This window comes from Shewanella sp. CAL98-MNA-CIBAN-0140 (assembly GCF_040309905.1).
Lineage (GTDB): Bacteria > Pseudomonadota > Gammaproteobacteria > Enterobacterales > Shewanellaceae > Shewanella > Shewanella psychromarinicola.
In genome coordinates this window covers 90218-109315 of the sequence record NZ_JBEOPI010000012.1, presented here as the reverse complement: position 1 = coordinate 109315, position 19098 = coordinate 90218, and the positions used below count along the sequence as shown (strand labels likewise).

17 protein-coding genes are annotated in these 19098 nt (G+C 41.1%); 8 read left to right on the top strand and 9 right to left on the bottom strand.

Going from position 1 to position 19098, the window contains the following annotated elements; all coding sequences use genetic code 11:
- Positions 1-816: 816 nt before the first annotated feature.
- From AAEY93_RS08525 to AAEY93_RS08515, 3 genes are all read right to left on the bottom strand, one after another.
- Positions 817-1026 (bottom strand): cold-shock protein, encoded by a 210-nt coding sequence (locus tag AAEY93_RS08525; protein WP_011496716.1) that lies wholly within the window; start codon positions 1024-1026, stop codon positions 817-819.
- A gap of 236 nt (positions 1027-1262) precedes the next feature.
- Positions 1263-2105, bottom strand: a complete 843-nt coding sequence (gene rlmA / locus AAEY93_RS08520) for a 23S rRNA (guanine(745)-N(1))-methyltransferase (protein ID WP_351076128.1) — start codon at positions 2103-2105, stop codon at positions 1263-1265.
- Between the two features lie 26 nt (positions 2106-2131).
- On the bottom strand, positions 2132-2938 hold the full coding sequence (locus AAEY93_RS08515; RefSeq protein WP_351076125.1) for a hypothetical protein: 807 nt from the start codon (positions 2936-2938) through the stop codon (positions 2132-2134).
- A 167-nt stretch (positions 2939-3105) separates the two neighbouring features.
- Here AAEY93_RS08515 and sbcB point away from each other — a divergent pair, with 167 nt between their 5' ends.
- From sbcB to AAEY93_RS08490, 5 genes are all read left to right on the top strand, one after another.
- Complete coding sequence (sbcB, locus tag AAEY93_RS08510; RefSeq protein WP_351076122.1) at positions 3106-4521, top strand: exodeoxyribonuclease I; 1416 nt, start codon at positions 3106-3108, stop codon at positions 4519-4521.
- Between the two features lie 45 nt (positions 4522-4566).
- Entirely contained in the window at positions 4567-5463 is an 897-nt protein-coding gene (cdd, locus tag AAEY93_RS08505; protein ID WP_124011690.1) for a cytidine deaminase, read from the top strand.
- Between the two features lie 429 nt (positions 5464-5892).
- Entirely contained in the window at positions 5893-9081 is a 3189-nt protein-coding gene (locus tag AAEY93_RS08500; RefSeq protein WP_124011691.1) for an intermembrane phospholipid transport YdbH family protein, read from the top strand.
- Positions 9082-9145: 64 nt separating this feature from the next.
- Positions 9146-9304 carry a YnbE family lipoprotein gene (locus tag AAEY93_RS08495; protein ID WP_351076117.1) on the top strand — a complete coding sequence of 53 codons (159 nt, stop codon included), beginning with the start codon at positions 9146-9148 and terminating at the stop codon, positions 9302-9304.
- A gap of 15 nt (positions 9305-9319) precedes the next feature.
- Positions 9320-9652, top strand: coding sequence for a YdbL family probable chaperone protein (locus tag AAEY93_RS08490; protein WP_101031971.1), 333 nt, complete (start codon positions 9320-9322; stop codon positions 9650-9652).
- 51 nt (positions 9653-9703) lie between these two features.
- Here AAEY93_RS08490 and AAEY93_RS08485 read toward each other — a convergent pair whose 3' ends face one another.
- The 4 genes from AAEY93_RS08485 to AAEY93_RS08470 form a co-directional block, all read right to left on the bottom strand.
- Entirely contained in the window at positions 9704-10093 is a 390-nt protein-coding gene (locus AAEY93_RS08485; protein ID WP_232772196.1) for a hypothetical protein, read from the bottom strand.
- 33 nt (positions 10094-10126) lie between these two features.
- Entirely contained in the window at positions 10127-10717 is a 591-nt protein-coding gene (locus AAEY93_RS08480; protein WP_101034684.1) for a GNAT family N-acetyltransferase, read from the bottom strand.
- A 196-nt stretch (positions 10718-10913) separates the two neighbouring features.
- Positions 10914-11537: a 2OG-Fe(II) oxygenase gene (locus tag AAEY93_RS08475; protein WP_101031973.1), complete on the bottom strand. Its 624-nt coding sequence runs from the start codon at positions 11535-11537 to the stop codon at positions 10914-10916.
- 230 nt (positions 11538-11767) lie between these two features.
- Complete coding sequence (locus AAEY93_RS08470; protein WP_372491500.1) at positions 11768-13564, bottom strand: SulP family inorganic anion transporter; 1797 nt, start codon at positions 13562-13564, stop codon at positions 11768-11770.
- Positions 13565-13970: 406 nt separating this feature from the next.
- Here AAEY93_RS08470 and AAEY93_RS08465 point away from each other — a divergent pair, with 406 nt between their 5' ends.
- Complete coding sequence (locus tag AAEY93_RS08465; protein WP_101034686.1) at positions 13971-15137, top strand: multidrug effflux MFS transporter; 1167 nt, start codon at positions 13971-13973, stop codon at positions 15135-15137.
- A gap of 127 nt (positions 15138-15264) precedes the next feature.
- Here AAEY93_RS08465 and AAEY93_RS08460 read toward each other — a convergent pair whose 3' ends face one another.
- Positions 15265-15600: a hypothetical protein gene (locus AAEY93_RS08460; protein WP_101031974.1), complete on the bottom strand. Its 336-nt coding sequence runs from the start codon at positions 15598-15600 to the stop codon at positions 15265-15267.
- Positions 15601-16024: 424 nt separating this feature from the next.
- Here AAEY93_RS08460 and AAEY93_RS08455 point away from each other — a divergent pair, with 424 nt between their 5' ends.
- A complete protein-coding gene (locus tag AAEY93_RS08455; protein ID WP_351076112.1) occupies positions 16025-17743 on the top strand; it encodes an acetolactate synthase 3 large subunit in 1719 nt (572 codons plus the stop codon).
- Positions 17743-18237 (top strand): acetolactate synthase small subunit, encoded by a 495-nt coding sequence (gene ilvN / locus AAEY93_RS08450; protein WP_351076109.1) that lies wholly within the window; start codon positions 17743-17745, stop codon positions 18235-18237. Before AAEY93_RS08455 ends, ilvN begins: the two co-directional genes overlap by 1 nt.
- Before the next feature lie 222 nt (positions 18238-18459).
- Here the strand turns inward: ilvN and AAEY93_RS08445 are convergent, their stop codons facing one another.
- Positions 18460-19086 carry a class GN sortase gene (locus AAEY93_RS08445; RefSeq protein WP_124011692.1) on the bottom strand — a complete coding sequence of 209 codons (627 nt, stop codon included), beginning with the start codon at positions 19084-19086 and terminating at the stop codon, positions 18460-18462.
- Positions 19087-19098: the final 12 nt, after the last annotated feature.

Sequence of the window (19098 nt, the reverse complement as noted above, 5' to 3'; positions counted from 1 at the left end):
ATTTGATCTCAAACTTGCCCATTTTTTTTCGAGCAGAGCATTGCCACCCCCTCAATAGCCTATCCATTACAAGCCAATTACTACAGCCGCCAAAGCCGTTAGCAGGACAAGCTTTTGACCACCGTTGAAATATCCCACGCTAAGGTTAACTAGCTAACGGCCCCTTGCCGTCATGGCGCACGAACAATCGCCAATTCCCTTGGGTAGTTATGTTTATATCGCCGACACTCCCTAGGGCAATCAAATAACCAGTCAAGTTATTGAGTCGGTGCTAAGTGGAGGGAGCAATTGTGTTCAGTAATCTTGTTGTTCTGCGGGAGTTCAAAGCGCTACAACGAAGGATAAGGCTTAAATGCCAATGTAGAGAGAAGGTAATAGGTTTCAGATTTACATCATGGCGCTGGCAAAAAAACCTCTTTAGACGCTAAATATATGCTAGTGAACCGATTAATCAAAAGTGTTATAAAAGCTTAGGGTCCATATAGGGCATAGTTATTTTATGGCATGGTTATTTATGGAATAGTTATTTTGGCTACCTTGAACTAACAAGCGTAAGCGACGTAATATTTAATGTAATTGCTACACTATTCATAAGGATATAAATGAGATTAATAACTTAGACAATGAGGTGAAACTGATGATTATATGATTATATGATTTAGATGATTTAGATGATTTAGATGATTTAGATGATTTAGATGATTTAGATGATTTAGATGATTTAGATGATGGCAACACACATAAAAAATGCAAAAAAAAACTGCAACAATAAATTGTTACAGTTTTAAAGTCCTAACATTTAGCTAAAGCTAAATATTAACCAACTACTGAAACGTTCTCAGCTTGAGGACCTTTCTGACCTTGAGTCACAGTGAAAGAAACTTTCTGACCTTCGTCAAGAGTTTTGAAACCGTCTGAATTGATAGCACGGAAGTGAACAAAAACGTCTGGACCAGACTCTTGCTCAATAAATCCGAAACCTTTATCAGAGTTAAACCACTTAACAACACCAGTAACTTGAGACATAATATATAAATCCTGTAGAAAAAAATAGTTAAAGCCTTAACGGCAGTAAAGCTGGAAAATGCCGGTATTACTTATGTTTACAGGACGAAACTGGTCGTATTGATAAATATAAGCCCAACCTTCAAGCTGAGTAGACTATAAACCATTCTCGAGATAAGTCAACAAACATCAATCAAAAGATAGTATTTAATTGGTGACATGACAAAATGGTTTATCTTTGAGCATCAGATAGTTATTTATATCAATGATCTGATTGTTTCTTGTTCGCGTTGATGAATTTCGATTTTAAAGTCTATCTCACACTCAAGCCCTTGCTCTATTATTTGAGACTTCTGTGAATCACTCAACTTCCAGGCGTAAGGTGTCATATTAAGAAAATGATCAATATCGTCTGCATGGGTTAGCGATAGTGAATAGCTCAACGCTTCGTGAGCTAAGTATGTAAAACCATCCAATACCAAGGGTCCTTGTGGGTGCAGCTTGGGCTCACTATAAATTTTCTGCTTTAAAGCATAATGATGTGTAGGACCAGGTGAAACCGTAATTAATATTCCACCCGGTTTTATCACTCGCTGTAACTCTTCAATCTTAGAGGGCGCATAAATACGGATCGCTAAATCAAAACTGTTATCTGCCAAAGGCATTTCAAACGCACTCGCCACACAAAAATGCAGATCCGAATAGCGTTTGGCTGCATAACGAATCGCAGATTTAGAAATATCTACCCCGAAAAGCTCACAATGGGATTGAGTGACAGATTGCAGCGCTTCAAACAATCGATGACTGTAATATCCTTCACCACAGCCTATATCGAGTATCTTATTGGCATCTGGAGCATATTCAAACGCCAACTGGTTAACCTTGTCGCTTAAGGGCTGATAAAAGCCTTGATTAAGAAACTCTCTTCTAGCGAACATCATTTCTTTGTTATCACCAGGGTCTTTGGTTTTCTTTTTTTGTACAGGCAGTAAATTAACGTAACCTTCTTTGGCACAATCAAATTGATGACGTTGTTCACATTGCCAAGCGTTTTGTTGTTTCACTAACGGGGCGCTGCAAATAGGGCAAATATAAGACATGGGTGGACTCTAGAGTTACTTAAAAATTAAAGATCGTCATCACACAGTTTAGTGACCATTTCCGACACATCTTTAGGGGCTAATAGTTCAAAACAATCTAATTTACGTTGTAATTGCTCATTATTATAAATTTGTTCATTGGATGAACGCCCAAAATTAGGACGCTCTAATGACTGATGATAGGTTCGCAACAACCATTGGTGCTTATTTTGCAATAAATGATCAAGTTTTAATAGTTCAGTTGAGACACCAGGGTGAATTTTGCCCGACTCACCACGGAGGTAATCACGTAACTCTCGCCGGACTTGCTCTAATTCACTAATATGAACAGCCAGCATGTTAGAGGGCTCATCATAATCAAACTTACGCCCTAATATCGCTTTAGCCATAACGAGTACTTGAGGTTCACTCAAAATCCGTAAGTCATTTTCTAAAGTCACCAGTTCAAAACGAGCTTCGGCTGATAACCTAAAATACATATCCTCATCAACGTTAATATTAATCCTCACCCCTCTTCTAAGTTGCTCGATACACACGCGAGGAGCCACTCCCATTGAAGGATATAATTTAATCCCCTGCCCCACGGATCGTCGTTGAGCTGGCGTTTGGATTAATGGCTGCGTATGCTCAAAAGCAAAAGTCAAAAACGGTTGGATACGTATAATTAGTGTCGCTTGGGTATGATTAACTTGGCTCACCACAAACTCAACCAAAGGATTACTCATCGTTGATAACACTAATAAATCACTCACACTTTCAGATAAGCGCAGTGTCAACGCAGTAGGTTGATTAATTTCGCAAACACTAGGTTGAGTAAAGAGATGGTGATCCATAGAATATTCCTTAATTACTTCGTTAAATTGTAACCAGCAAATCCCCATTAGTCACCAGTAAACAAGGCTATATTATAAAATTTGTATTGAACTTTATCTCATTATCATTTTTTTATGCTGATAAATGTTAACATGGATTTAATCGCGAAAAGGATCTTATATTTACTATGGCTAACGCAATTCAACCCACTTTATACTGGCACGATTATGAAACTTTTGGGGCAAATCCAAGCAAAGATCGCCCATCACAATTTGCGGGTATTCGAACCGATCTAGAGTTGAACATTATTGGTGAACCTGAAACCTTTTATTGCAAACTCGCGCCTGACTACTTACCGTCTCCCGAAGCCATATTAATTACCGGTATCACTCCGCAGCTGGCTAATCTTAAAGGCGAACCTGAAGCTGAGTTTATGAAACGTATCAATACGTTATTTAGCCAGCCTAACACCTGTGTCGTGGGCTATAATTCATTACGTTTTGATGATGAGGTCAGTCGTCATGGTTTCTATCGTAACTTTATCGATCCCTACGCTCGAGAATGGCAAAACGGTAATTCGCGTTGGGATATTATTGATTTAGTTAGAGCTTGCTATGCATTTCGCCCTGACGGTATTAATTGGCCAAAGAAAGAAGATGGCTCACCCAGTTTTAAACTGGAGTTACTCACCCAAGCGAATGGCTTAAGTCATGAAAAAGCCCATGATGCCATGTCTGATGTTTACGCCACCATTGCAATGGCGAAACTGATAAAGCAGAAACAACCTAAACTGTACCAGTATTATTTTAATTTAAGACGTAAACAAGCGGTTGCTGACCACGTTGATGTATTAAAAATGCAACCTTTGGTTCATGTCAGCTCGAAAATTAGTGCGCTTCAAGGCTGTACTACGTTGATTGCACCCGTGGCGTATCATCCAACCAATAAAAATTCAGTGATCTGCATTAATTTGGCCATGGACATCTCACCTTTGATAGAGTTGTCCGCGCAAGAAATTAACCATCGTATGTACACTCCTCGTCAAGAATTATCAGAAAATGAGCTGCCAATACCGCTCAAGCAAATTCAGCTTAACAAATGCCCTTTTGTTGATTCGCCAAAATTACTGGATGACGAGGTCGCGGAGAAATTACAGTTTGATAAAGCATTTGCACGTGAGCAATATAAACGCTTAAAAAACCATCCCGAATTACGTGAAAAGCTTAACCAAGTATTTGAACTTGAATCAAATCGCAAACCGATTACCGATCCTGATTTAATGCTTTATAGCGGTGGATTTTTTAGCCATGCAGATAAATCTAAAATTGACATTATTTGTCATACCGAACCTCGTAACCTAGCGGCGTTGGCATTGCAGTTTGATGATCCTCGTATCGATGAAATGTTGTTTCGTTTCCGGGCCCGTAACTACCCAGGAACATTAACAGACAGTGAAGCTCGTAAATGGCGAGATTTCTGTCAACAACGCTTATCTGATGCCGATTATGTGATTAAACTCGAGAACCTGGTCGAAGAAACCAGCGAGAATGAACACAAACAAAAGCTATTAAAAGCCCTATATCAATATTTACAATCATTATAGTGAATTTTCACTTTGCTCAATTTATTTCATTTAAGGATTAAGGGAATGCAAAATCGTTTTTTAAACAGCATTACTCAACTAGACAAGCCTTTGGCTACAGCACTTGTGCCATTATTACATGACCAATTTTGTGGTCATATTGATGCCAGCCAATTTGCAGGCCTTGTCAAGGCAAGCGGTAAACCAGAACAGCAAGTGCTCATGGACTTATTGCCCATTGCAGCAGCACTTGCAAACCCACCAATAAGCGAGTTTTACGTCGGCGCCATTGCAAAAGGAGCCAGTGGTGACTTGTACATGGGCGCCAATTTAGAATTACCCGGTGAAGCGTTATTCCACAGTGTACATGCAGAACAAAGTGCCATCAGTCATGCGTGGTTAAGTGGTGAAACAGAAGTTGTTGATATTATTGTTAATTTCAGCCCCTGTGGCCATTGCCGTCAATTTATGAACGAACTGGTCAATGGCAGTAAGATTAACATTCACCTACCAGAGCAAGAAACCCAAACGTTAGCCCATTATTTACCCTATGCTTTTGGACCGGCAGACTTAGATGTCACCATGCCACTATTAAGTAAACGTGAGCTAGAATTTAATTGTGATTCAGATGACCCAATGATCATCGAAGCCATTGACCAAATGGGGCTAAGTTATGCGCCATACACCAATAGCAATGCAGCTGTTGTGTTAGAAACCAACGATGGCGCCACTTTCTGCGGCCGCTATGCTGAAAGTGCGGCATTTAATCCATCAATGCAACCGATGCAAATGGCTTTATCCAATCTAATTCGCAACAATCGTCAATACAGTGAAATAAAGCGGGCAGTATTAGTGGAATCATCTGTAGGAAAGATTACCTTAGTCGGTGCCGCAATGGATGCCCTGCATGCCATTGCCCCAATTGAACTTCAACACATGGTTGTAGAACCTTTGCTGAAATAAATAACATCATATTGGTTATCTTAAAACGGTAATGACGATGTTTTGACAAAAAAAGGCGCTAATCAGCGCCTTTTTTATTAGGATTAACACTAGATTACACCTAGATTAATAATGTAATAGATTTTAACAAATTGATGTTAATACCATGCTAAGCTAATCAATTTGTGGGTATAACATTTAATAAGTCACTCTTTGTTAGTCACTAATTATTAGTCACTTACTGATGAATTGAATTGTTTACCCCCCATATGTTTTCATCTTAAGTTGCACTTGATAAACAATGTTTAATACCACTTACAAAGTGTTTGTCAGAAGCTAAGATAATGAATAGCATTGTTGTAATGAGTGATGTTATGAACCTCATACAACCAAATTATTATAACGAGCACCTTGTTACCATTGAACAAGCAAACGTAAAGCGAGTTACTATTGCGCATATCTAGCCTTAACAAGATCTTACTCTTTATCCTGTTTTGCACAGTCGCTTTAGTGTGGGCCATCATCGAAAATGCCAAGCCTCTTGCGGTCAAAATACTGAATAACTTATTGGCTGATAACCATATCGAAGTCCTTAACTTTGATGCGGAATATGTCTCATTCAATCATCTTTATATTCCTAGACTGGTATTGAAAATTGAAGACAGTCATATCGCGATTCAAGAGTTTAACCTTGAACTGCGAGACAGCCTGCAAATCCTTAAAAACCAACAAATCAGCGCTGACGATATTGTAAGTATCAAAACACAAAGTGTTTATGTTGATTTGGGTGACAGTTTTTTCATTCGTCAATCACAACAAACTGAAGAATCACCGGCTGCAATGCAACTCAACCTGGCTAAATTGCCGATGATTGAGTTAGGTGAAATTAACATTAAGCTTCCTGTGCTGGATAAAAATACCCCACAGCAACACACTTTAAAAATGGACCAGCTCACATTGACCCAAAAAGGTCAGCTAAATACTTTGTGGCGTTTTAATGACTTCCCGCTATTTAGTCTCAATGCCACCTTAGACAAACGTGTATGGCAATTTACCACCCTGGTTGATTTAGGCTTAAGCTATCAGGGGCTTGAGTCGTTAGAGCAATATTTAAGCTTATTAACCAGCAAAGCGCACTCACAACAAGCGCAAACCAATAATATGCTTCATGGTTTACACAAACAGTTGTCACAAATACTGCAACCCATTCGTCAGCAGCAAGTGACCATTGACGGCCTGTGGACTGCCAAGAGTAAAATAGATTTAATCAGCGGCGAGATGAGCAGTCAACAATCGATAGACGAGTTCTCCCTGCACTCTCCACTGTGGCCCAGTGTCTATTTTGCGCCGCAGCAACCGGTTAACGTCGTGCTTAATGTGGGTAACTACCCAATAACGGCATCATTAGACGACAACAAAACCACTGACACATTCGCGATAAAAATCGACATTGCCCCAATAAACTATCAACTGTCACCCTCTGAGCACGACAGAAACCAGTTAATTGCATTATTAGCCGATGATCATGCTAGTCAAATAGTTCACATCATTGAACAATTAACCCCTAAATCGGCTTCCCAGCCAGCCCACATTAATGTGCAGATGGCCTATCCTATTGAAGTTGTTCTTCCTCTGCAAAATGATGTGTTACCGCTGCAGATGTCAATCCCTGATCTGGCGGTCAGCATTGAAGGGTTATTGCTACAAAGCAAGCTGAAACTGGCACATACTATATTCAACAGCCATCAACAATTTCGCAGTGATGTCGACTGGGATCTAACCTTAGCGACGAGTAAAACGGCCAACAACAAGAGCGAACAACAACTAGTACAAAAATCTACCACCGACAAGGCTACGGTCATAAAACCAGTAACCGCCAGCGTAAATAAAAATGCATCCATACTAGTTGCCACGCCTGCGCCAAGTGCTATAGATATTAAAGCCTTATTCCCTGAGCTCCCCTTAGATCAGCTTTCGTTGTCAGATGCAAAAGTGCATTTAGTCGGTCAAATATCACAGCAACAACATCAATTAACACTGTCATTACACCCGAGCTCCAGCCTAGCCGTCAACCACACAAGCTTCTCGCGAAGCATATCCAGTGATAATGAACAACACACCAAACAGACCAAAAACACCTCGACACAATTGGGTTCATTCGGGTTTACTCTCAACGACACTTCGACCATGACATTCAAACAACCTAATACTCAAATCAACCTATCACCGTTTACCGTGCAAATTAGCCAACTTATCGCCCAACAAGCAATCCATTCGGACAAAAGTAAACTATCGACCACACAGGCCTCGGTGAGTAAAGCCGATATTAGTATCAACCAAGGTTTATCCCTAGCGTTAAATCAACATGATGCCATCGAAAAGTCGCTAGCACATTGGCTACAAATCCCGGCGACTAATGACATAAGCTGGCGCATCAATAAGCTCGACATAACAAAACAACTGGGCAAAAATCGCCGCCAACCTCTGCTTGCGCTGGATAAGCTTAACGTCACTCAGCAGCTTACCTTGTCCAAAGGATTACTGGTGGGTAGTGAGCAATGGCAACTCGATACACTTAACTTAAGCAGTTATCACTTACTCAAATTTGCCGATAAAAAAAGTCCATTATCATTAGCGGGTCAATGGACGTTTGATACCGACATTGAAGCAGCAATGAAGACATTACAAAAAGTCCAACCGTTACCCAGTGATTTGTCTATTCAAGGCCACAGTAAACTTGTAGCAGGCTTTGCATTAAGTGAAATAGACAACACCAGTCAGTTTGAAATGAAAATTCAACAGCAGTTATCATCCTTGTCAGGTCAATGGCAAGATAAATCATTTACCGGTGGAGACGTGTTTGCCCAATGCCAATATAACTGGCAACAAACTCACGATGGTCCTAATACTCCTGCTGCTGAAAAACACTTTGCCCACAGTCAATTAGTCTGCCCACAAACCGCAATCAGTTTACAGCAAGCTAAGCTTGGGTTATCGCTAACAAACTTGAATCTAAATGCCGATATCGAACTCAATAAAGATGGCAACAAAACGCCGACCAACTGGTTACAGCAAGTCACAGGGTTAAGCGAAACCAACATCAATCTTACCGCCAGCGGTGACATGCTTGATGGACGCTTTTTATTACCTGAGTTTGTGCTAAAACTACATGATAAATCTTATGGATACTTGTTATTACAAGGGCTCAGTTTAGAGACGTTTTTACAAGAGCAACCGCAAGTGGGTGTTAAAGCCAATGGCTTATTTGATGGCGTATTACCTGCTGAGCTCGTTGACGGTAAAGTGACTATCGAAGGCGGGAAACTCGCCGCACGAGCACCTGGCGGATTAATTGAAGTTGCCGGAAATCCTGCAATGGATCAGCTAGAATTATCTCAACCTTATCTTGGATTAGTCTTTACCGCACTTGAGCATCTTAACTACAGTGAATTGGCGAGTACATTTGATATGACGCCAAGCGGAGAAGCGGTAATAAATATTGGTGTAAAAGGTAATAGCCGTGGAATTGAGCGCCCTGTTCATCTCAATTACACTCACCAAGAAAACTTAATTCAATTATACAAAAGTACCCAGATCAGCAATCAACTCCAAAACAAAATTGAAACAAAAGTCCAATAGCAGCATAAAAAGGATAGTCCACGTGAAATATTCATCGATATATTTAGTTAGTCTTAGCACCATAATGGCATCGTTATGGCTCTCAGCCTGTACGCCCACGGTAAAGATAGAACCACCCGATAAGCCTATTGTAATTAATTTAAATGTTAAAATTGAGCATGAAATTAACATTAAAGTGGAAAAAGAGCTTAATAATCTACTTGAAAATGATGAGTTATTTTAAGCTGAGGTGATCAACATGAAATCGACATTCACTCTAGCAACTGCAATATGCTTAACCAGTCTATTATGGTGTGCCACCGCGTGGGCAATGACATTGCAAGAGGCCAAAACGGCCAGAATAGTGGGTGAGCAACCCAATGGTTATTTAGGCGTTGTCATTGAATCACCCGAAACGCAACAGCTAGTACTCACCATTAATGCCAAACGCAAACACTATTATCAAATCATCGCTAATCGCCATAATATTAGCCTTGATAAAGTCGCGACACTCGCGGCACAAAAAGCCATTGAAGCAGCCGAACCTGGGCATATGATCCAAACACCACAAGGGCTGTGGCTAAAAAAATAACCACGCGAGTTACCTCAACGTGGTTATGTCTTTTTACAAAAAATAAGCGGATTACATGGTCGCCATGGTCCAATAATCTAAGCGTTTTTGTGGGTTGGTTACAATCGATTTACAGCTATCTTTGTATTTTGACATCAATGCGCCTAAATTATTCGACCCAGCTAATTTATCAATTTGCTGTTGTTTAGCTTCGCTAACATCTGTTTCAACTTTTGCGGGTGCACGATACTTGCCCGCTATAGCGACAGCATCAATTGCAGATATTTTTAAACGATCTCCCACCGCTTTCATTTGTGGAGCGTTCATCGCACCAATCGCTTCTGAACTTATTTGATAATAAGCAGCACATTCTATTAACTCATCAGTAAATGCTTTTTCTGCAGCATCTTCTGCATATGCAGACATACTCACACACATAGCCGAAGCAGTAAAAATCCACATAGCAGATTTGTTCATGGTTGTTTCCCTTCATTTTTAGAAATTTGTAGATAATGTTAACGATTGATAATGCGCTAAACGAGAGCTTAAAAACTGTTCAACTTGAGGCCATTCCGTTTCAATAATCGAAAACACGACCGTGTCGCGAATGGTACCATCTGCTTGAATTTTATGATTTCGTAATATGCCATCTTGCTTGGCGCCCATCCGCGAAATAGCATTTCGAGAGGCATGATTATGCCAGTGAGTCCTAAATTCAACCGCAATGGCATCTAAGGTATTAAATGCATAACGCAGTAACAATAACTTGGATTCTGTATTAATAGCACTTCGTTGATAGGATTTAGCGTACCAAGTGTAGCCAATTTCAAGCCTACGATGGGGTTGTTCCCAATGACAAATACGAGTACTACCAATGATATTGCCTGATATTTTATCACGCACCGCAAACGCGACCGCTTCACCTCTTTTTTCACAGGCTAGAGCATACTCGACATACGCTTTCATACCCTCGAAATTGGGGATTTGTGTATACCATAATTTCCACAACTCACCATCGTTAGCCGCCAGAATTAAGCCTGGAACATGCTCTAAAGATAATGGCTCTAAGATGACATGTTCACCCATCAAGCAATCTTGCCTATTAATCCAGCTCAAATTAACGCTCCTTTCGTTAAAAGGTTACATTACCTTAACTGCATATAGATTTACAGTCAGTACCAACAATGTTTATATCCATCCCCAAAAAACATTGTTTTGGGTTTGTTGCTAAAATGCGAGCTAAAAGCGCTTGCTAAATGCGGCGTTCATCACAATAGAGTGATTAAAAACCGTGATTGGCGTTACTCACCCTAAACCATCCGGCAATACTATTACGGGTTTTCATTGTTGGCCTGACTTCATGGGGGAAGCGTTCACTTAAAAACAGTACCAAGGTACCAATATTCGGATTAACGACTTCTAGTGGTAAATCAGACTCATCATAAAGAATCAATTCACCGCCGTCGTTTTCTTGCCAATCAGGGTTTAAGAAAAATACTGTCGATAAAATACGATTTTGGCTGCCATGAAGTGAATCAAGGTGTTTTTTATAAAACGCACCCGGCTCATACACGGCATAGTGACTTTCAAAATCAAATAGTCCCATAAACAAACGTCGATTTAGGCCATCTTTCAATTGGTTCATAACCAATATATATTCTCGGTCAATATGATCTTGATTGTCCAGCCAGCTAATTTTATCGCAACGAACTTCAGTATTGATTTGCTGTTCTATACCTCGACCGATAGCCGCTTTTTTAAATTCAATATTTTGCTCAGCTTGCATTTTTTCAAGCAAGGCTAAACTTACATAATCAGGAATGATATCTGATAAAAGGATATACCCTTTATCGACTAACGCATCGGCGATCACATCCAGCATTGCTTCACTTATTTGCGAAACCATACATGCCACATCCAATAGAAAGACTACGCTTTTTACTTTACTCAAGGGCCCATAAATAAAATTAAGGCCATTATTTTCGAGGGGGCGTCATTACAAAGTATGATTACCATACCCTAGTTATTTTGGCGATGTTATAGAACAACATCGTCGTCGACACTATTTGTAAACATAAATAATTTGTAAAAAATTAAACAAAAAACCACAAGAGTATTTAACCCAAAAGGATAAATTTAATTGTGAGTCAATACGATCTCCGTTGATTCATCAGTATGACCACTATCGAGCTTTTGTGCTTCATTAGCCGCAATATGGCTTTGATGCATCTTCAATGCAAGATATAAATCAGACCGAATAGTGATCCCCTCATCCCCTGACACCATCTCTGTTTGTTCAAACCAACTCAATAATTGCCTTTTACGCCCAGCCAACACTAAACTAACCCCGCGCTTTTTGAGCAACACGTCAATATCGGATAACATTGCCATCACACTCAAATCTAAATGTGTAAAGCAAGGTACAGCATCGATAATCACGCAATCGACCGTTTCAAGCTGATTTTGTCGTGCAAAACGCTCCAATAAGCGACGCTTAAAATAAGTAGCATTAAAATAGGTTAGTGGAGAATTAAATCGATAAATAAATATCCCGGGGATGGGAGCCGCTTTATCACTGCTGTCTAGGCTACGGATAATGCCTTTAGAATCAAGTCCAAGCACTTGGTCTGTAGGCCGCATTACCGTGCGAAGGAACTGAAACAAGCCTAATAAAACCGCCAGAGTAATCCCAGGGATAACCCCAATAAAAAGTACCGCAAGGAAAGTCGTTAAGGCTAAATAAAATGCTTGGCGATCGCGTAAACGTAAACCCCAAATAGCGTTTAGATCAATGAGGTGTACTGACGCAATCACTAACACCACCCCCAATGCTGCGCTGGGAATAAATTCTAATGGCGCCGTTAAAAACACTGCAACAATGGCAATCAATACTGCGGCAATCACGGACACTAATTGGGTTTTACCGCCATTGGCATCGTTTACTGCGGTGCGGGAATCTGCACCACTCACGGCAAATCCTTGCGATAAAGCGGAAGCAAGATTGGCTAACCCTAGTGCTTTAAACTCTTTGTCAGCATCAATGTCGTAACCGTTTTTGGCCGCAAAACTGCGGGCTGTCAGCATCATACTCACAAAACTGACCATAGCTAAATTGAGTGCCGGCATAACTAACTCACGCACAATACCGAGATTAAATACTGGAGCTTGAAATGATGGCAAGCCTCCAGCCACGCTACCAATCACCGCAACATCATAATCGGTTAAATGAAAAAGCCACACCAATCCACCGCTCACAGCAATAGCAAACATTGATGCTGGCCATGTTGGTTTTAAGCGTTTCATCAAAAAATAAACTATCACAGTGAGAATGGCCATCAATAACGTCGGAACATGAGTTTGTGATAAATAACTCGGCGCACCGCCTAAACGCTCAAGTAAGTATTTTTCATCAAAGGTAAAGCCGAATATTTTTGAAAATTGCCCAACAATAATGGTAATCGCGACACCGTTTAGTAACCCCATTAATATCGGTTTTGACAAAAAGTCCGCTAGCACACCTAATTTAAACCGACTCGCAATCAAGCACCAAAACCCCGTCATCACGGTCATGGTCATGACTAATTGCCAATGCTTAAGACTATCCCCAGCCGCAAGAGGTGTGACAACAGCAGCAATAACCGCACATGTTGCGGCGTCAGGCCCAACGATAAGTTGTCTTGATGTGCCAAATAAGGCATAAATTAGCATAGGTAACACACATGAATACAAACCTACCGCAGCATTGACGCCCGTCAACTGCGCATATGCAATTGCCACGGGCAAAGCGACGGCGGCAACAGATAAGCCTGCGCGAACATCATCTTTAAGCCAGCTTCGCTCGTAACGAGAAAAAGTCTCTAAACCAGGCATAAATCCATATAACCGACTCAGTAGCACAGTAACCTCAATAAAAATAATGTAGGCATTTATCATAGTTTTATTTCAAATTAATTACGACATATTCACGAGTGATAAATAAATATTTTGTAAACTAAAAAACGCCAAGCGAATTAGGCTTGGCATTATGTACAACAAGTTAGTCAGTAAACTAAAATTCGGTTACTCACCAAAGTGAGTGATTGGACCCATTAGAGTGGCGGGGTAATGACCTAAATACTGCCCCTATGTATTCAAAAAAATTCCCTATTTGACTCTAATGCAAACACCATCCACCTATATTATTCATTACAAAATCAGCCTCAGTAAATGCCTAATAGCATGGTAGACTAATGTTGATTTAGCATTATCTGCAGCAACACCTAAAGTACACGAGGTTCACGTGGTATCGCCATCAAAGTTTAATTCATCTCCTGTATCAGCGGGTATCCCCCATTTAGCGATGCTAATCCCCATGCTTGCCGCCATTGTCGCCATTACACCTCTCGCTATCGACATGTACTTACCGGCAATGTCCACATTGGCATTAGGGTTTGATACCGACATCACCACGGTGCAACAATCACTCAGTATTTATTTGGCGGGCTATGCATTGGGCATGCTGATTTTTGGTCCACTGGCCGATAAAATTGGTCGTCGACCACTGGTTATTTTTGGGTTGTTAGGCTTCACATTGATAAGTTTGTTAATTGCACTGAGTACCAGTATTGAACAGTTTTTGATGCTGCGCTTTGCCCAAGCATTCATTGGCGCGGCGGCCACGGTTGTGGTTCCGGGCTATATTAAAGAAATTTATGGCGACAATACGGCCAAAGGTATGTCGTATGTCAGCCTCATCATGATGTTGGCACCATTACTCGCCCCGACGATGGGCAGTTTGATTATGGAACTCGGCGATTGGCACCTGATCTTTTTAAGTCAAAGTTGCTATGCCATTACGCTACTGGCTTTAGTGTTATTTAAACTTAAAATGCCCAGCGATAAGGACTTAGGCGGGCGCAGTCAAAAATCATTTTTACGCGCCTACTACACCGTATTTTCCCGTAGTGGGGTCAAACTGAATTTATCTAGCGGCGTATTAACCTCATTTGCCTTCTTTTGCTATTTAACCGCTTCGCCATTTATTTACATGGAAGTGTTTCATTTAGATAAATCGTTATTTGCTATTTTATTTAGCACCAATGTGGGCGCCTTGATGCTGGCTAACATTGTTAATTCCAGAATTGTGACTCGGTTCGGGTCAAAACGCATGTTGCATGTAGCCACCTTTTTTTGCTCCATTGCCGCAACAGGCTTGTTAGCGGTTAATTTACTGGAGTTAAGTTATCACTTTACCGTGCTGATGCTAATCCCATTAATGGGCTCCCTAGGTGTAATGTCGGTCAATGCTGACGCCATCGTATTAATGAAATTCAAGCAAGAAACTGGCACAGCAACAGCCGTTATCGGTACCCTCAGATTTGGTTTTGGTGCTGTCGCGGGGCCATTACTGGCGTATTTTTATGACGGTAGCGCAGTGCCTTTTTCGGCGTTGATGCTTAGTGCAGTATTATTAGTTGGGGTGTGCCAGTTTTTTCAAAGTACCTTACCGAAAAATGATGCCGGCTAACTAACACTGCGGTAAACAAGGATAAGGCCATTAATATCGATGGTCTTGTCCTTATGTGAACGCCAAAATATTGAACCCTACCCTTCACTTAAATCAGTCCCATGAATAGCTTATCTAACGCTACAAATCACTTATCAGAACGACTTACTAATACGGAAAATCTACCCGTTACTCTGTGGCCTTTTTGTTTAGCACATATTAGTGAATAAATAACAAACGAAATCGCTGAACTAATCAAGCTGGTAATAAAAAAGCCTACAAACATGTAACCCATTATCCAGGTGTCTAATGTTGATCCGTCAATACCCGGCTCTGCGCCAATTATAACCACGGCTCGAAGTAAAATCGTTATCACAATAGCAAAGGTAAAACTAATCAATGCGGCTATTTTCATGTAAGAATTGAAACTCAATTGAACTCGAGCTTCATATCCATAAACTTGATTAAATTTCTGCGATTCCATGTCCGCCCTCTTAGTAACATTGCCACCCCCCCCCCTTTCACAGCAGTTCAGAGGCAGAGTTCATTAACCGACCTCACCCTACATTTGCAGTTTATCTAGTCTGAAACCGTTAGATTTTGATTATAGGTCTTATGGCGCCTTGCGATTACTTGTACATCTTATATACCGCCCCCAAATAAGTTCATAAACATGAAACTATTTCAAGCTTGAAAAATAATTAACTAAAGTAGTTGCAGTAAAAATAAATTTACATAAGATGGAAGGAAGAGATAAGTCAGTCTCTGATGGACAAGTTGTTGAATTTAACTGCTGTTAATTCAATTCTCGAGTTTGAATTACCCTTCAAACTTATTTATTCAAACGATTACCGTCGTTGTACACAAGATACTGTTTACCATACGGTAACTTAACAAGGATTTATTTCATGGAAAAGCTTTCTGGCGCGAGTATGATCGTGCGCTCATTAATTGATGAAGGTGTCAGCCATATCTTCGGTTATCCCGGTGGTTCGGTATTAGACATCTACGATTCTCTGCATACAACATCTGGTATAGAACACATCTTAGTTCGTCACGAACAAGCAGCGGTGCATATGGCTGATGGTTATGCTCGTGCCACGGGTAAAGTGGGCGTAGTGTTAGTCACATCCGGTCCTGGAGCAACCAATGCCATCACAGGTATTGCCACCGCTTACATGGATTCCATTCCGTTAGTAGTGTTGTCGGGTCAAGTGCCAAGTAATTTGATTGGTAATGACGCCTTCCAAGAATGCGACATGATTGGTATTTCACGTCCTATCGTAAAGCACAGTTTTTTAATAACCGATGCTAAAGACATTCCAGAAACGGTCAAAAAAGCCTTTTTCATTGCCGCGACAGGTCGTCCAGGCCCTGTAGTTATTGACTTGCCAAAAGACTGCCTAAGTCCAGATATTTTGCATAATTATGTTTACCCAGACCGGGTTAAAATGCGCTCGTACAATCCAACGACAGCAGGTCATAAAGGCCAAATCCGTCGAGGCTTGCAAGCCCTACTAGCCGCTAAAAAACCTGTGTTATATGTCGGTGGTGGAGCGGTTATTTCAGGTTGTGATGCACAACTTCTTGCCCTTGCGGAACGCTTGAACATTCCCGTTGTCAGCACCTTAATGGGATTAGGCGCATTTCCTGGCACCCATAAGCAGAGTTTAGGCATGCTAGGAATGCATGGCTTATATGAAGCCAATATGGCGATGCACAATACCGATTTAATTTTTGGTATTGGGGTCCGTTTCGACGACCGCACCACTAACAATGTCGAAAAATATTGCCCCAATGCAACCATTTTACACATTGATATTGATCCATCGTCTATTTCTAAAACCATTAGAGTCGATATCCCGATTGTTGGCTCTGCCGATAATATTCTAGACGGTATGTTAGATTTACTTGATGAGTCTAAAGATACCAATGATGTTGCCGCTATTGCCGCATGGTGGAGCGATATTGAAATTTGGCGATCACGCAAGAGTTTAGAGTTTGATCGCACAACTGATAGGATCAAGCCACAGCAAGTTATTGAAACATTGTACAAACTCACCAATGGTGACGCTTATGTGGCTTCCGATGTGGGCCAACATCAAATGTTTGCCGCCTTGTATTATCCTTTTGATAAACCCCGCCGTTGGATTAATTCAGGTGGATTAGGCACCATGGGCTTTGGTTTACCTGCGGCGATGGGCGTTCAGATGGCATTCCCAGAGGCAACCGTAGTGTGCGTTACCGGTGATGGCTCTATCCAAATGAATATTCAGGAGCTTTCAACGGCACTGCAATATGATACTCCAGTTAAAATTATTAACTTAAATAACCGTTTCCTTGGCATGGTAAAACAGTGGCAAGACATGATTTATTCTGGTCGTCATTCACATTCTTATATGGATTCTGTGCCTAACTTTGCCAAAATTGCAGAAGCCTATGGTCATGTTGGTATCAATATTAATCATCCAGATGAACTTGAGTCTAAGCTGGCTGAAGCGTTGGCGATAAAAAATAAGTTAGTGTTTGTTGATATCAGCGTAGACGAGACCGAACACGTCTACCCTATGCTCATTCGCGGCGGTGCGATGAACGAAATGTGGCTAAGCAAAACGGAGAAAAGCTAATGCGTCGTATTATTTCTGTATTACTTGAAAACCAACCGGGCGCATTGTCACGAGTCGTGGGGTTATTTTCTCAGCGCGGTTACAACATTGAAAGCTTAACCGTTGCGCCCACTGAAGATATTACCTTGTCACGCTTAAATATTACCGTGATTGCCGATGCAAATATTCTTGAGCAAATTGAAAAACAATTGCATAAGCTTATCGATATTTTAAAAGTGGCTAACATTACTGAGTCGCCCCACATCGAACGTGAAATTGCCTTAGTTAAAGTCAAAGCCCAAGGCGTTCAGCGCGAAGAAGTTAAACGCACGGCGGATATTTTCCGCGGTCAAATCGTCGATGTCACCGCCAATATTTATACTATTCAAATGGTCGGAACCAGCGATAAAATTGATGCCTTTATCCATGCGATCACCGATATGACCAAGGTGATTGAAATATCACGTTCAGGTGTGGTCGGTTTAGCCCGGGGGGAAAAATCAATGAAAGCTTAATGGCAGCTTGGCTAATAGAAAAGCAGAGTCCTTTTGGGCGCTGCTTTTTTATTGACGATAAAGCGAAGTTACCGATAATATTTCACTGACTTCGCTTTAATTTGTACATTAACCTTCAATCAAACATTTGGCTTCAACGCTAAAGACTTTCATGCCTCTGAACGTCCAAAACCGTCAAACTTTCCAGTCTCCACTATCAGCAAGTCATTAACCGCATTATCGTTAGCTGTATAACGGTTTTGCCTCCAAGGGTTTAGCTTCAACAATATATCGATATTCAGCATTACCGCTGAGTTGATCAAATGGATAACAGGTTATCAAGGTTAAGTGACTATCTGGCGTGGGGGCAAGCACCTCAATGTCGGTTTCATGTACTACTTGTGTCGCGGTTATTTGATATAACACCCGTTCGCCAGCAGTACTATAAAGCTCAATAATATCGCCTACTTTAACGTATTGTAAACGCATAAAATGGCTGTCACGATGGCCCGCAATGATCATATGTCCCTGATCCCCCAACGCCGCGCCGCCTAACATCAACCCAGGACCAAAGGCTAAATTGCGCCCAGATGCCCCCGCTAACACATATAAGTCACTCCCCAATGGTTGTAAACCATCGGTTTGTTGTTGCAACACGCGCATTTTAGCCACCGGGTGGGTGTCAGCCCAAGACCAAGGTTTATGCGGTTGATTATCCACCAAGGTTTTTTCAAATGCTCGCTCAATCAAAAATTGGGCAAAATGGGCCTTAGCTTGCATATAACCTCCCTGTATCAATAGTCCACAACCCAACACACTTGTCAGCACAATAACAATCCAGTGCTTGGCCGGTGATATTGTTCGCTGCATATTCTACCTCCA

What these genes read in the sequence shown, in the direction of transcription:
- AAEY93_RS08495 (WP_351076117.1), top strand. Translation starts at nt 9,146, where the DNA reads ATGGCATCGTTATGGCTCTCAGCCTGTACGCCCACGGTAAAGATAGAA.
- AAEY93_RS08455 (WP_351076112.1), top strand. Translation starts at nt 16,025, where the DNA reads ATGGAAAAGCTTTCTGGCGCGAGTATGATCGTGCGCTCATTAATTGAT.
- AAEY93_RS08485 (WP_232772196.1), bottom strand. Translation starts at nt 10,093, where the DNA reads ATGTGGATTTTTACTGCTTCGGCTATGTGTGTGAGTATGTCTGCATAT.
- AAEY93_RS08480 (WP_101034684.1), bottom strand. Translation starts at nt 10,717, where the DNA reads ATGGGTGAACATGTCATCTTAGAGCCATTATCTTTAGAGCATGTTCCA.
- AAEY93_RS08475 (WP_101031973.1), bottom strand. Translation starts at nt 11,537, where the DNA reads ATGGTTTCGCAAATAAGTGAAGCAATGCTGGATGTGATCGCCGATGCG.
- rlmA (WP_351076128.1), bottom strand. Translation starts at nt 2,105, where the DNA reads ATGTCTTATATTTGCCCTATTTGCAGCGCCCCGTTAGTGAAACAACAA.
- ilvN (WP_351076109.1), top strand. Translation starts at nt 17,743, where the DNA reads ATGCGTCGTATTATTTCTGTATTACTTGAAAACCAACCGGGCGCATTG.
- AAEY93_RS08445 (WP_124011692.1), bottom strand. Translation starts at nt 19,086, where the DNA reads ATGCAGCGAACAATATCACCGGCCAAGCACTGGATTGTTATTGTGCTG.
- AAEY93_RS08490 (WP_101031971.1), top strand. Translation starts at nt 9,320, where the DNA reads ATGAAATCGACATTCACTCTAGCAACTGCAATATGCTTAACCAGTCTA.
- AAEY93_RS08470 (WP_372491500.1), bottom strand. Translation starts at nt 13,564, where the DNA reads ATGATAAATGCCTACATTATTTTTATTGAGGTTACTGTGCTACTGAGT.
- AAEY93_RS08460 (WP_101031974.1), bottom strand. Translation starts at nt 15,600, where the DNA reads ATGGAATCGCAGAAATTTAATCAAGTTTATGGATATGAAGCTCGAGTT.
- sbcB (WP_351076122.1), top strand. Translation starts at nt 3,106, where the DNA reads ATGGCTAACGCAATTCAACCCACTTTATACTGGCACGATTATGAAACT.
- AAEY93_RS08465 (WP_101034686.1), top strand. Translation starts at nt 13,971, where the DNA reads ATGCTAATCCCCATGCTTGCCGCCATTGTCGCCATTACACCTCTCGCT.
- cdd (WP_124011690.1), top strand. Translation starts at nt 4,567, where the DNA reads ATGCAAAATCGTTTTTTAAACAGCATTACTCAACTAGACAAGCCTTTG.
- AAEY93_RS08525 (WP_011496716.1), bottom strand. Translation starts at nt 1,026, where the DNA reads ATGTCTCAAGTTACTGGTGTTGTTAAGTGGTTTAACTCTGATAAAGGT.
- AAEY93_RS08515 (WP_351076125.1), bottom strand. Translation starts at nt 2,938, where the DNA reads ATGGATCACCATCTCTTTACTCAACCTAGTGTTTGCGAAATTAATCAA.